The following is a 12,508-nucleotide window of genomic DNA, read 5'->3' on the forward strand; positions in this document are numbered from 1 at the left end:
AGAGATTGTGTTACAATCAAAAAATAGAAATACGTTCCAAACCACTGCCGAAATCCGAAAGAACAATGTAATTTGCGGATTTTTGCACATCTCGGCATCCGATTTGCAAACCAGCGGATGCGGCGAGACGATCAATTTGAAATGGAGATGGCAATATGCAAGCGCTGGATCGATTTTTAAAATATGTGACGTTTGAGACGACTTCCGACGAATCCTCGGAGACCTGCCCCTCAACAGCGAGTCAGATTCCTTTTGCGGATTATCTCGTGACAGAGCTCAAGGGCGCCGGTGTGGCGGATGCTATGCGTGATGAAAACGGATATGTCTACGGACATCTTCCGGCTACACCCGGCTGCGAAGCAGAGCCGGTCATCGGTCTCATAGCGCACATGGATACCTCGCCGGATGTCAGCGGGACAGATGTAAAGCCTTCGATTATTACGTTTGACGGCACCAATGCACCGATGGTCGATGCATCCTATTTGGGGCAGAAACTGGTGGTTTCAGATCAGACAACGCTGCTCGGCGCGGACGACAAAGCAGGTGTGGCGGAGATTGTGGCAGCCTGTGAAGTACTTGCCGGTCCGAATGCTCCGAAACACGGCAAAATCAGCATTTGTTTTACGCCGGATGAAGAAATCGGGCGGGGGGCTGATCGGTTCGATTTTGCGCGGTTTGGCGCAGATTTTGCCTATACCGTAGATGGCGGCGTTTTGGATGAAATTGAGTATGAAAACTTTAACGCGGCCGCTGTTTCCGTTACCGTGCACGGCGTCAATACCCATCCTGGTTCCGCTAAAAATAAAATGCGCAACGCGGTGCTGTATTTGAATGAGTGGATCAGTCTGCTGCCTGCATGGGAAACGCCATCTCATACAGAGGGCAGAGAGGGGTTCTATCATGTTTCCAGTGTGAGCGGAAACGAGACGGAAGCCAGCCTGCGGATGCTGATCCGCGATCATGACCGGGCTGCTTTTGAAGCACGCAAAAAATTTGTCACAGAACTGACGGCATTTCTGAATGAGAAATACGGAGAAAACACAGTCGAAACGGTCATCACCGACAGCTATTACAATATGCGCGAAGTCATTGAACAGCATATGGAAATTATTGCACGCGCCGAGAAAGCGCTTCGCGATGCCGGAATTGAGCCGAAGTGCATTCCGATTCGCGGCGGTACAGACGGCGCAAGACTTTCGTTTGAGGGATTGCCGTGTCCGAATTTGCCGGCCGGCGGAATTAACTTCCACAGCATTTATGAGGCCGTTCCTGTGGAGGCGCTCTCCAAAATGACCGAAGTACTGGTTCGGATTGTATCGGTTTAAACCGATACCGTGATAAACAAGGCGGTTGGTTTTGCGAAAAACCGACAGCCTCTTTTGCGGTGAGGTTTTATTTTACCGGGATTACAAATCTAGGCTGATTTGCTTGCAATCCGCATGGGCGACAGCAAGCATTTTCTCGGAAATTGTTTGTCCGGTGTTTCGAATGATGCAGACTCAGGCGCAAAACGGACATTGTTCGGGTAGGGTGCGGGTGATGAAGCGTGTTTTTTTAGAAAACACAGGCAATAGGGATGAACAGAAATCCGGATAATCATATACCCAAAAGAGCCGCCGGAAGGGTCTATTCATGCATAAGGTTTTTGGCTCTGTGCACTTTGTGTGATACGCTGAAACCAGAATCCATTGCGGAAAATGATAAGGTAGGGGGGAATCGTGCATGCGAATTTGCAATGCACAGGTCTTTTCACAGGAGGGCGCCTTTCAGAAGCGTGACCTTTTCCTTCAGAACGGAAGCTTTGCGGAACCCTGCGAGGGTGAAATTTTCGATGCGGAAGGACTCTATGCGATTCCGGGGCTTATTGACCTGCATTTTCACGGTTGCGCCGGCTATGATTTTTGCGATGCGACTGCTCAATCGCTGGATGCCATTTCAGCGTATGAACTCTCCGCGGGCGTGACGACCATTTGCCCGGCTGCTATGACATATCCGGAAGAGAAACTCGCGGCAATTTGTCAAAATGCAGCAGCTTGGCGCGGAACTGGCGCTGCTTTGGCAGGTTTGCAGTTGGAAGGTCCATTCCTTTCAGAAGCCAAAAAAGGCGCGCAGAATGGCGCATGGCTGCAAAAACCGGATGCGGCGCTGATTTTGCGGCTGCAGGAACAAGCGCATGGGATGATTCGCCTTTTGGCGGTTGCGCCGGAATTGCCGGGTGCGCTTTCGATGATCCGTGTGCTGCGAAACGAGGTCGTCGTGTCTCTTGCGCATACGGAAGCCGATTATGAGACGGCCGTAAAGGCGTTCGAGAGCGGTGCGCATCAGGTTACACATCTGTACAATGCGATGCCGCCGTTTTTACACCGAAATCCTGGCGTGATCGGCGCCGCTTTTGACACGCCGGAATGCCGCGTGGAGCTGATTTGCGACGGTATTCATGTGCATCCGAGTGTAGTGCGCGCGACGTTTCAGATGTTTGGGGACGACCGCGTGATTTTAATCAGCGACAGCATGATGGCGACCGGGCTTCCGGACGGCACCTATGCGCTTGGCGGACAGGCGGTTTCTGTAGCGGGAAATCGCTGTACGCTTGCAGATGGAACGATCGCCGGATCTGCTTCCAATCTCATGGACTGTCTGCGTACGGCGGTACAAAAGATGCAGATTCCGCTCGGAAGCGCAGTCAAGGCGGCAACCGTCAACCCGGCAAAAGCACTGGGCATTTTTTCAGAATGCGGAAGCCTTGACCTTGGAAAGCGCGCAGATTTGTTGCTGCTGGATTCCGATCTCCGCCTCGTTCAGGTGTTTCAGAACGGAAAACCCGTTGCAGGAACCGGCACCAAACCGGAAAAGCGTGTCTGATCGTATAAAGGCTTGTGATAAAAAAGGAAAATCCGCCGGGCTGCAGGTTTATTCTGCAGTCCGGCGGATTCTTTGCTTCAGACGATAGGGCTTGTTTGCGCTGCCAGCGGTGGCCAAATCGAAAGGATGGTGTGCGAAACCCGCAAACGCAAATGCAATCATAGCGCCGCGCAGGCGACGGTTTTCCGGCAAAAATTGCGGCGGCTCTTTGTGTTTGAATCATACAGAAAGGTCCCCGGGTGGGCTCTTTCTGAATGCATTGAAAAGCCAGTCTGCCGGGTTCGGCCGCATCTTCAAATGCACTGTGCGCAGTCAGGTTGTTTCGGTTACGGTAACGATAAAGCCATCCACATTGTTTCCGGAGATGGAATACGCACGGTCGTTTGGCACCGGGACGTCAAGTTGATCCGTGTAATAGATCGTATAGGTCGTATCGCCGCACTGGACACGAAGATGCTGACGTTCAAATGCGTATGCCTGCAGAAATGAAAGATATTCTTCCAGACAAAATCCGTTCTCCTGCATCACGGAAGCGTGCGGCACGCCGACGTAGCGAAAATGCCAGGGCTCAGCGGCAATTCCGGTGACTGCCTGCTTTTCGTTGGAATAGCGTACGACAAACCCATACCGCGGGGCATTTTCATTGATCCAGGAATAGATGCCGGTTCCGTCATAGGATTCACTCAAACCGGTTTCTGTATGGTAGATGCTCAGATCAACTGCAAGACCGGTGTGATGTTCACTGTAGCCCGGTTGTGTAATCCAACGTGCGGCTTCGGTCGAACCTTCTTGTGCAATTTCATCTTCCAAAAGCGACGCCTGCAGCGCAAAACTGCGGTAACCGCTTGCGACAAGTACAGCGTCCGTTTGATAACGTGCGTAAAAATCATCCAGCATCTGGTTTAGCGGCGCAAGCACCTGCGAGGCCACTTCTACATTTTTGTCTGAAACGTTGTAGCTTGCGGTTTTGCCATCAAAAACACAGACGAGATTGGTTTCGTCAGCTGGATCCCAAAATTCGTTTTCTGAATTTACAAGAATCAGCTCTCCGCTGTGAATTTCTGATTCTTTCAGGGAAACCGTATGGTAATTGGAAAGCTCCGGATCGGTATGTACAGATTGGGTCTGCAGGGACTTGCTTTGCGGTTCTTTCGTTTGCAGAGCCTGATAAGCAGCCTCTTTTCGATGCGGAAATAAGAGCACGCAGAGTCCTGCCGCCAGAAGGAAAAAACCGGTAAGCACACAAAGCATCCATCGCTGCTCCTTTTTTTGCGCTTTCTGACGTGCGTTTCTGAAACTCTTTTGCACTTTGCATCCGCTCCTTAAAAATCCACCTGAAACGTGCCCGGCTATCGAGTTTTAGTATACCAGGCGTCGGGATGGAATGTCTTAAGAAACCCTGCATGTTCCCTTACGATTTTATGAAATCGCTTTTTCTTCCGGCGTGACGGGAAGCGTCACCGTAAATTCCGTGAAAGCAGGCGTACTGTTTAACTGAATCGTGCCGCCATGCAGCTGTACAATCTGCTTGGCGATCGAGAGCCCGAGTCCGGAACCGCCGGAGTGCGTATTCCGGGAAACGTCCAGACGGAAAAATTTATCGAAAATCCGGCTGGCTTTTTCCGGCGGGATTTCCTCGCAGTGATTGCGAATTTTGACAAGAATTCGCCCGTTTTGCTGTTTTGCGGAAATCCGAACCGGCGTACCTGGATCGCTATAGCTAACCACATTGCGCAGAAGATTGTCAAACACGCGCGCCAGTTTATCCGCGTCTCCGGTCAGGCGTAGGCCGGATTCGATTTCTGTCTGCGCTTCGAGATTTTTTTCCGCAAATGCCGGATAAAATTCTTCTGCCATTTGCAGCAGCATAACGCTCAGATCAAGCTGCGTGCAGTCAAGTGCAACGGTTTGCAGATTAAAGCGCGTAATGTCAAAAAATTCGTTGATCAGCTGTTCGAGGCGGTATGCCTTGTCCAGCGCAATGGCGGTGTATTTGATCCGCTGATTCTCCGGAAGCTCCGGGCCTTCGTGTAATAGGGAAAGGTATCCGATGACAGAGGTCAGCGGCGTCTTGAGGTCGTGCGCCAGATAAACGACCAGATCATTTTTTCGCTGCTCTGCTTCGCGTGCAAGCTGTGCATTGTGGGTGATCGAGTACCGGATATCCTTAAGGGTGATTTCCACATCTTTCAGCTCCGGAGGAAATTCTGCAACCGGAATTTCGGGTTTCAAAATGGCGTCGATCGAGGTGGTAATCTGATCGATATATTCCAGATAGCGCGTTACCGTACGGATGCATAAAAGGATAATCCCAAAAAGATAAACGCCGGCGATGAGCATTTTTTTGAGCAGATAAACCGAAACCAGACGCCCGACCAGCAGATCCATCGCGTCCAGGATTCTTCCGTTGAACCACTGATCCAGAATATAGAGCAGTACGGCATACAGGAGGCTAAACAGGACAATCTGCAAGGTCAGACGCATCAGCACGGTTCGTTTCAATACTTCTTTACGACTTTTCAATTTTATAGCCGACCCCCCAGACTGTTTTGATGAGACGCGGATTGCGCGCGGGTTCCTGCAGCTTTTCGCGCAGGCGTCGGATGTGCACCATCACAGTGTTACTGCTGTCGAGATATTTTTCTCCCCAGACCTTTTCAAACAGTTCCTCTGAGGAAACCACGCGCCCGCAATTTTCGCAGAGCAGCCAAAGAATTTTGAACTCCAGCGGTGTCAGAGAGAGCTCCCGATCAAACAGCGTGCACTCGTGCGTTTCGTTGTTGATGTAAAGCCCGCGCTGCTCAAAGACGCTGGGGGAGACCGTCTCATTGTAACGCTTGTATCGCCGAAGCTGCGCCTTGACTCTTGCGGTGAGTTCCATAGGGTTAAAGGGCTTTGTGATGTAGTCATCCGCGCCGATGGTCAACCCGGTAATTTTGTCGATGTCCTCAACGCGCGCAGTCAGCATAATTACGGGGAAGGTATAGGTTTGCCGGATATTGCGGCAAAGCGTAAAGCCGTCCCCGTCCGGCAGCATGACGTCGAGGATGGCAAGGTCCGGCGGCGCCTTCTGGATGGAGGCATAGGCCTCTTCGGCGGTATGTGCTTCCACAACGGTATAGCCTTCATTTCGAAGATATAATGCTACGAGATTTGCAATTTCAATTTCATCGTCAAGTACTAAAATGCGTTCTTCCATACGCTCACCGATCCTTCAGCCGCAGAATTTTGCGGGCAGTTTCTATATGGGATTTAAAACAGGCCGTTTGGTGTGGCGGCGCGGCGCTGCTTTCGAATTTTGATCAATTGCATTATAACATGTCCCAACAAAAAAAGTCCTTACAGATCCCTGAATTTTAAAAAAGGATTCAGAAAAAACACAGGCGCATAACAGATTGTTTATATAATTAACACATTTTCCTGTTAGGATAAAACCAGAAAATAAAAAGTATACCGGAACGGAGGTGGTTCACGTGGGAAAACGGCTGCTTTTTATGATCTTGGCTGTTTTGCTGGTTTTGTGGGGATTATCCGGCTGCAGAAAAGCCGAGCCCGATGATGGAAACGCAGAAAATTCGGAAGAAAATTCGCTTCCGGCCGCTTCGGAAAGCAGCGCATCCGGCGAAGGAACTGCATCCGCTCTGGATCAGACGAACACCGGGAAACTTGCAATGATTCACTACCGGGTCACAGAACGCATCTACCATAACGACACCAAATTCCTCTGTTATCCGCAGATTACCGGGCTCTCCAATACAGAGACCGAGACCGCCTGCAACGCCTGGATTGAGCAGATTGCCATGCGGGTGCTGCAGTCGGATGCTCGGTGTGAGCTGAGCTATGAGGTGACAAGCGAAACGCCGCAGCTATTGTCGCTTTTTATCACAGAAAAGCGGTACCCTGAAGATGCGACAGAGCCACAGATGCAGTATTACACGCTCAATCTGGATGTGCAGACCGGATCAGTGCTAACGCTTTCTGATTTTGTAGATTTAAAGATCCTGGCACGGGACGTTGTGACCGGCGAATGCACGGTCGAAAAGAATGCAGAAGCCGCAGGTGATTATCTTTCGGCGCTTTCCGCCGATACGCTTGCGGAAGAATTTCAAAATTACGATTTCGCGCAGGGGCGCGAGGAGCCGTCCGGCTTTTCCTATATTCGCTCAGGAAAGCTGCATGTTTTACTGCCGGCTCTGCCGACGCTTGGCGGATATCTGGATGTAACGGCAGATGCCCAAAAGCAGGGGTCGGCCGACAGCTAACGTGACGGTCCGTTAACAGTGATTACTATAAAGAAAGAGCCTCGCAGGCATTGAGGCGACCCCAAAAATTAGACCTAAAAATCTAACGGTTGGAGGTCGGTACATTCCTTGCGAGGCTCTTTTCTTTGTTGTTATAAAACGATCGAAAGAATCAGATTATGCGGATTTTGATTCGGAAATCTTTCCGCAAAGTGCGACACCGAGCAGTAAAAGGAGCGGAAAGAGCACGGCGGCGAGAATTCCAATCCGCAGATTGCCGTCAAAACAGCTTGAAACAAGCCCGGCCAGCGTCGGGCCGCCGGAACAGCCGAGATCTCCGGCGAGTGCAAGCATGGCAAACAGCGCGGTTCCGCCGTTCTTGATGGAAGCGGCTGCTTTGCTGAAGGTGCCTGGCCAGAGAATGCCGACGGAAAATCCGCACACGGCACAGGCGATCAGACCGATTACCGGAACCGGTACCAGCGCAATACAGAGATACGAAGCAACACAGAGGAGACAGCTGAATTTCATAAAGCGGTCAAGATTGAGCCGGTCGCCGTATTTTCCGTAAATCAGCCGGGAAATGCCCATCAGAGTAGCAAACGCCATCGGTCCGGCAAGGTCGCCGATGGTTTTGCTGACGCCCAGGCCTTTTTCGGCAAAAGCAGAGGCCCATTGGCTGACGGACTGCTCCGACGCGCCGGCACAGAGCATCATCAGCATCAAGACCCAGAAGGCTTTTTTGGAAAAGAGCTCTTTGAATGTCAAACCGCGTTCGCCTTCTTCATGTAAGGAATAGATTGGCGCAGTTCGGAAAAGCAAGATGTTGGCAATGGGGAGAACTGCCCAGATCAGCGCGAGAATCTTCCAGTTCTGAATGCCGAATACTGCAAAGAACACGGTAGAAAGCAGTACAACACCGACATGTCCCCAGCAATAGAATGAATGCAGAAGGCTCATTGCTTTTTCTTTATTGTCAGTCGGACAAGCTTCTACCATCGGGCTGACAAGAACCTCGATCAGGCCGCCGCCGATGGCATAAATGATGACGGCAATGAGAATGCCGAGAAAAGCGTCCGGAAAAAGTTCCGGCAAAATGGTCAGCAAAATTAAGCCGAGCGCAGAGCAGATATGCGCAATGATAATGGAAGCGCGATACCCGATCTTGTCGATAAACCCTGCGGAAAGGCTGTCGACAATCAGCTGGACGAAAAAGTTCAGCGTGATCAAAAGCGTAATTTTCGACAGCGGAATCGCATAGCTGTTTTGAAAGGTGATGAAGAGCAGGGGGACAAAATTGTTGACAACAGCCTGTACAATGTACCCGATAAAGCACGCATAAATGGTTTTTTGATAATTCTGATTCAATCCGGAGCATCCTCTCTCTGCGAAATGGTGGATCTGTTTCTGGGGATTTTTGCGCGTATTTGGTGGAACGATTGATTTCTGCGAACCAAAGAAGGGCGTCTTCGAGGGGTTAATCCCAAATTCTGTGTAAACGCTAAATCGTGGTGCAAAATAGAGCAAAATAATGTTAAGGCGGGAGCGGCGCAAGCTGCTCCCGCCTTGTCTATAAAATAACAGCGCTTCGAGGGTATGTCAAGGGCGGAGGCGTCAGCCTCCGTTCATCGGAGCGGTGCTGCCGCACCGCGCAGACCCTTGACATACCGGCGTGCAACCGGTCAATCCGGCATACGGTCGGCAAAGAACACAGCCAGCTACGCGTGGATCAGGCTCCAGCCCTGCCGCCTTCCGGTCCATTTCTTCGTAATATCCATCATGGCCAGATACAGCATTTTCAGCAGGCTGTCATCCGTAGGGAATACCGATTTTGCCTTGGTCACTTTCCGAAGCTGCCGGTTAAAGTCCTCGATTGTGTTGGTCGTATAGATCAGGCGGCGTACCTCCTGCGGGTACTTGAAATAAGCGCTCAGATTGGGCCAATTCTCCCGCCAGGACGGAGCGATCTTCGGGTATTTTTTGTCCCATTTCTCCGCAAAGGGATCCAGAGCCTCCAAAGCAGCAGACTCATCGACTGCGGCATAGACTCTGCCTTCAGGTCTGCCATGAGCGCCTTTATGTCCTTGTAGGACACATATTTGCTGGGATTTCGGAGCTGGTGGATGATACAGTTCTGGATTTCCGTTTTGGGGAACACCGCTTCAATCGCTGCAGAAAACCCGGTCAGATTATCCGTGCAGGCGATGAAAATGTCCTCAATTCCGCGGTTTTTCAGGCTGTTGAGTACCGTTGCCCAGTATTTGGAGCTTTCATTTTCACCGACCCACATGCCCAGAACGTCTTTCCTGCCGTCCAGATCAATGCCGATGGCGATATAGACTGCCTTCTTCACGATCTGCCCTTCGCTGCGGACATGGTAGTGGATGGTATCCAGAAAAACCACTGCGCAGACGCTCTCCAGCGGCCTCTGCTGCCATTCTTTTGCGATGGGGAGATCTTGTCCGTAATACGGCTCACGGCCGTGTCAGATACCTCTACGCCGTAGATATCCCGAATGTGAACCGCAATATCCGATGTTGTCATGCCCTTGGCGTACATGGACAGGATCTTCTCCTCGATGTCCTGACTGATGCCGGTCTGGTTTTTCCTCAGCACCTGAGGCTCAAATTCACCCTTACGATCCCGGGGCACGGATATCTCCGCATCGCCGAAGCCGGTGCGCAGCGTTTTGCTGCTGTGCCCGTTCCGGCTGTTGCCCGTGTCCTTGGTTTTATAGCCGTACCTGCTGCAGCCCAGCCCGTCGTCCAGCTCCGCATCGAGGCCGTTTTCCATGAATTCGGCAATCGTTTTCCTTGAACTGGCTTTGAATGTCGTCCATGCTGCCGATGTTCGCCATCTGCAGCAGCTCTCTGATCTTTTCCCTGCGGGCATTTTCTTCCGGGGTACGTTTCTTTCTTGCCATTGTAAAACCTCCACTGTGGTGCTTCTATTATACACCACATTGGAGGTTTACACAAAATATGGGACGGTCTCCGATCTTTCATTACAAATAACTACCATGCGTTGCTGCTCGTCGAGAGATTTGCCATCAATGTTTAACAAGAGACTATTGTAATGTTCTGATTCCGCTTTGATAAAAGCCACGTTGCTTTTTGAAAAAGTGGTGTTTATATCAGAATACGCCCCAAGGAAATTACAAACTGGTGCGTATGCTTCATCACGCTTTGGTATGCGTTTTGACTTTGTCTTTGCAGCAACGGGATTCCATTTTTCAGTAAAAGCTTTTCTATCTGCGAATGTAATATATTGATTTTCAAGGCATGACAAATCAGCCTCGTAATCCGATAGATTACGCAGGATTTCAGTTCTCTCGTCCTCATCAAGATGAGGGAATATGAGTCTGGAGAGTCTCTCGAAACTGTTCATATATTACCTCACGTAGTAGTGCATTACTGGGTAAGTTTGCGATATGCACTCAGTTCTGCATCTTTGAAACAACAGAAATAAATGTTCATAACAGAGTCTTTATGAGCATCAAGCCAATGAACTGCTGCAAGCAGCGAAACTCTTGCCGCCTCATCAAGTGGATAACCATACACTCCAGTAGATATTCCGGGGAAAGCAATGCTCTTGCAACCGTTCTGATAAGCAAGTTCAATGGAGTTGTAATAACAGTCATTGAGCAGTTCTGCATCTTTTTTCTTGCCAGAATATACAGGACCAACCGTATGGATAATGTGATCCGCATATTTGATGTTATACGCCTTTGTAATCTTTGCTTCGCCAGTCTCACAACCATTTAGAGTTCTGCACTCTTTAAGCAATTCAGGACCAGCAACTTTATGAATAGCACCGTCAACTCCACCGCCGCCAAGCAAACTCTTATTAGCTGCGTTTACTATGGCATCAACGTGCATATCAACTACGCTTCCTTTTACAAACTCGATATGTGATTTTGGAGAATAGTTCATGATTACTTCAAGCATGTGCTTTGATAACATAAGCTTTTGATTCCACGGATTAATAACATATCCGAGACATTTCTGCCAGTTTCCAACCGCATCAATAAGGTCTTTCAGCGATTGGTTAATGCAAGAAGAACTTTCGCCTTTTTCCATTTCTTCGTTCGATGTGAATACCGGAATGAAGTATTCTCCGTCCTCATTAACAACAAGATGGCGAAACTTTATCGCAATGGGTTCCTCGTTAGTAAAAGTATCTCCAACCTTAACTTGTGTCGGATCCCCCATCATCTGAAGTATCGCTTCCGGTGTTTCTATCGGGACGAGGACCTGCATTTCATTTTGAAAGCCATCATGAAGCGCATTAAAAATCGGTTCCGGTGCAGCGTTCTCTCCGCCGTAATACCAGTTAAAAATTGCTTTTTCTACTTTGCTTGCGTAAATATCTTCCATATCAATGTCACCCCTTACTCAGCCCGCTATTCCTTATCACCATCATCGCAACAACCGAAAAACTCTGTTAATTTATCAAAGCACCAAGGATAACTTACCACATTCAGCCGTCGATGTCCAGCCCCGGATGCCCTTATGACAATGCGGCAATGGAAAATTTTTTCGGGACGCTGAAAACAGAGTGCCTGTATCGGAGAAAATTTTCGTGCCGGGCAGAGGTCGAACAGGCGGTAGCGGAGTATGTGCAATTCTACAACTATGAGCGGATCGACCTGAAGAACGGCCTCACTCCGTTTGAAATCCGGAGCAAGGCCGTGTAATTCGCCGCTATTCTGCGACTGGGCGCTTTTTTCTTTGTCTGTTAAACGGGGAACGGTCCATCTGGATACGCAAGCACGGGCCAGTTTTTTTATTTCTTTTTCTGTGGGATATTGAAAGAGATTTTCGTTAATAATCTTTTCCACTACCTCAGTCTCAGAATAACCATCATTCAAAAGTTTTGCGGTTCTCACAGGTGCCGTCAAGAATTATGCGCAAAAAGGTTTGCAGACTCCGGCTGAATGAAGTCAGCCGGCAATAGGGACGTCGTTCAAAGCCGCCACCAGATGGTTCATATTCATGTACTTCTTGTTGCCCCGTTGCGTTCCCGCCACATGACGCAGCCTTGCACAGACCAGCATCAGCGCAGAGTTCCCATCGGGGAACGTTCCCACCACACGCGTCCTGCGGCGGATCTCACGGTTCAGCCGCTCGATCGCATTGCTGGTGCGGATACGCGTCCAGTGCTCGCTGGGAAAATCACAGCAGGTCAGCGTCTCCTCGATGCCGTCCTCGACCTTCTTGGCAGCCTCCTTCAGCTTCATCGCTCTCAGTTCGGCAACGACAGCTCTTGCCTTCTCGCGGGAGGCTTTGGTGCTAGAATATAAATAGTACAAGCTAAAATGAGAAATCCCGAACACGCATAAGCATGATACAATAGAGACATGGTGAAGGAGGATCTCATATGGCAACGCAGCGTGACAAACAATT

11 protein-coding genes and 2 pseudogenes are annotated in these 12,508 nt (G+C 49.9%); 4 read left to right on the forward strand and 9 right to left on the reverse strand.

Annotation, left to right across the window (positions count from 1 at the left end):
* Positions 1-155: 155 nt before the first annotated feature.
* Together pepT and nagA are read left to right on the forward strand one after the other, a co-directional pair.
* The gene (gene pepT, locus IAG03_RS12710; RefSeq protein WP_249320433.1) at positions 156-1,325 is read left to right on the forward strand and encodes a peptidase T; all 1,170 of its coding nucleotides are present in this window, start codon (positions 156-158) and stop codon (positions 1,323-1,325) included.
* Positions 1,326-1,722: 397 nt separating this feature from the next.
* Entirely contained in the window at positions 1,723-2,862 is a 1,140-nt protein-coding gene (nagA, locus tag IAG03_RS12715; RefSeq protein ID WP_249320435.1) for an N-acetylglucosamine-6-phosphate deacetylase, read from the forward strand.
* A gap of 312 nt (positions 2,863-3,174) precedes the next feature.
* On the opposite strand, the gene IAG03_RS12720 is transcribed toward nagA, so the two are convergent.
* The 3 genes from IAG03_RS12720 to vanR form a co-directional block, all read right to left on the reverse strand.
* The gene (locus IAG03_RS12720) at positions 3,175-4,113 is read right to left on the reverse strand and encodes a M15 family metallopeptidase (protein WP_249320436.1); all 939 of its coding nucleotides are present in this window, start codon (positions 4,111-4,113) and stop codon (positions 3,175-3,177) included.
* 168 nt (positions 4,114-4,281) lie between these two features.
* Positions 4,282-5,385, reverse strand: a complete 1,104-nt coding sequence (locus IAG03_RS12725) for a sensor histidine kinase (RefSeq protein WP_249320437.1) — start codon at positions 5,383-5,385, stop codon at positions 4,282-4,284.
* Positions 5,372-6,061, reverse strand: coding sequence for a VanR-ABDEGLN family response regulator transcription factor (gene vanR / locus IAG03_RS12730; protein WP_249320438.1), 690 nt, complete (start codon positions 6,059-6,061; stop codon positions 5,372-5,374). The genes IAG03_RS12725 and vanR overlap by 14 nt, the downstream gene beginning before the upstream one ends.
* A 274-nt stretch (positions 6,062-6,335) precedes the next feature.
* On the opposite strand from vanR, the gene IAG03_RS12735 reads away from it, so the two are divergent.
* The gene (locus tag IAG03_RS12735; protein WP_249320439.1) at positions 6,336-7,124 is read left to right on the forward strand and encodes a hypothetical protein; all 789 of its coding nucleotides are present in this window, start codon (positions 6,336-6,338) and stop codon (positions 7,122-7,124) included.
* A gap of 156 nt (positions 7,125-7,280) precedes the next feature.
* On the opposite strand, the gene IAG03_RS12740 is transcribed toward IAG03_RS12735, so the two are convergent.
* The 4 genes and pseudogenes from IAG03_RS12740 to IAG03_RS14615 form a co-directional block, all read right to left on the reverse strand.
* Complete coding sequence (locus IAG03_RS12740) at positions 7,281-8,471, reverse strand: MFS transporter (RefSeq protein WP_249320440.1); 1,191 nt, start codon at positions 8,469-8,471, stop codon at positions 7,281-7,283.
* A gap of 350 nt (positions 8,472-8,821) precedes the next feature.
* Positions 8,822-10,026, reverse strand: a pseudogene (locus tag IAG03_RS12745) (IS256 family transposase).
* A gap of 47 nt (positions 10,027-10,073) precedes the next feature.
* A complete protein-coding gene (locus IAG03_RS12750) occupies positions 10,074-10,490 on the reverse strand; it encodes a hypothetical protein (protein WP_249320441.1) in 417 nt (138 codons plus the stop codon).
* A 23-nt stretch (positions 10,491-10,513) separates the two neighbouring features.
* On the reverse strand, positions 10,514-11,479 hold the full coding sequence (locus IAG03_RS14615) for an O-acetyl-ADP-ribose deacetylase (RefSeq protein ID WP_430472462.1): 966 nt from the start codon (positions 11,477-11,479) through the stop codon (positions 10,514-10,516).
* Between the two features lie 101 nt (positions 11,480-11,580).
* Between IAG03_RS14615 and IAG03_RS12765 the strand changes: the two genes are divergently transcribed.
* Positions 11,581-11,799 carry an IS3 family transposase gene (locus IAG03_RS12765; protein ID WP_346726151.1) on the forward strand — a complete coding sequence of 73 codons (219 nt, stop codon included), beginning with the start codon at positions 11,581-11,583 and terminating at the stop codon, positions 11,797-11,799.
* Between the two features lie 30 nt (positions 11,800-11,829).
* On the opposite strand, the pseudogene IAG03_RS14620 reads toward IAG03_RS12765, so the two are convergent.
* Positions 11,830-11,991: pseudogene (locus IAG03_RS14620) on the reverse strand (BrxA family protein); the annotation flags it as partial.
* Positions 11,992-12,045: 54 nt separating this feature from the next.
* Positions 12,046-12,508 (reverse strand): transposase (locus IAG03_RS12770; protein WP_249320443.1); only part of this gene is annotated, 463 nt, incomplete at its 5' end.

The organism is Yeguia hominis (assembly GCF_014384705.1).
In the GTDB taxonomy this organism is placed as follows: domain Bacteria; phylum Bacillota; class Clostridia; order Oscillospirales; family Acutalibacteraceae; genus Yeguia; species Yeguia hominis.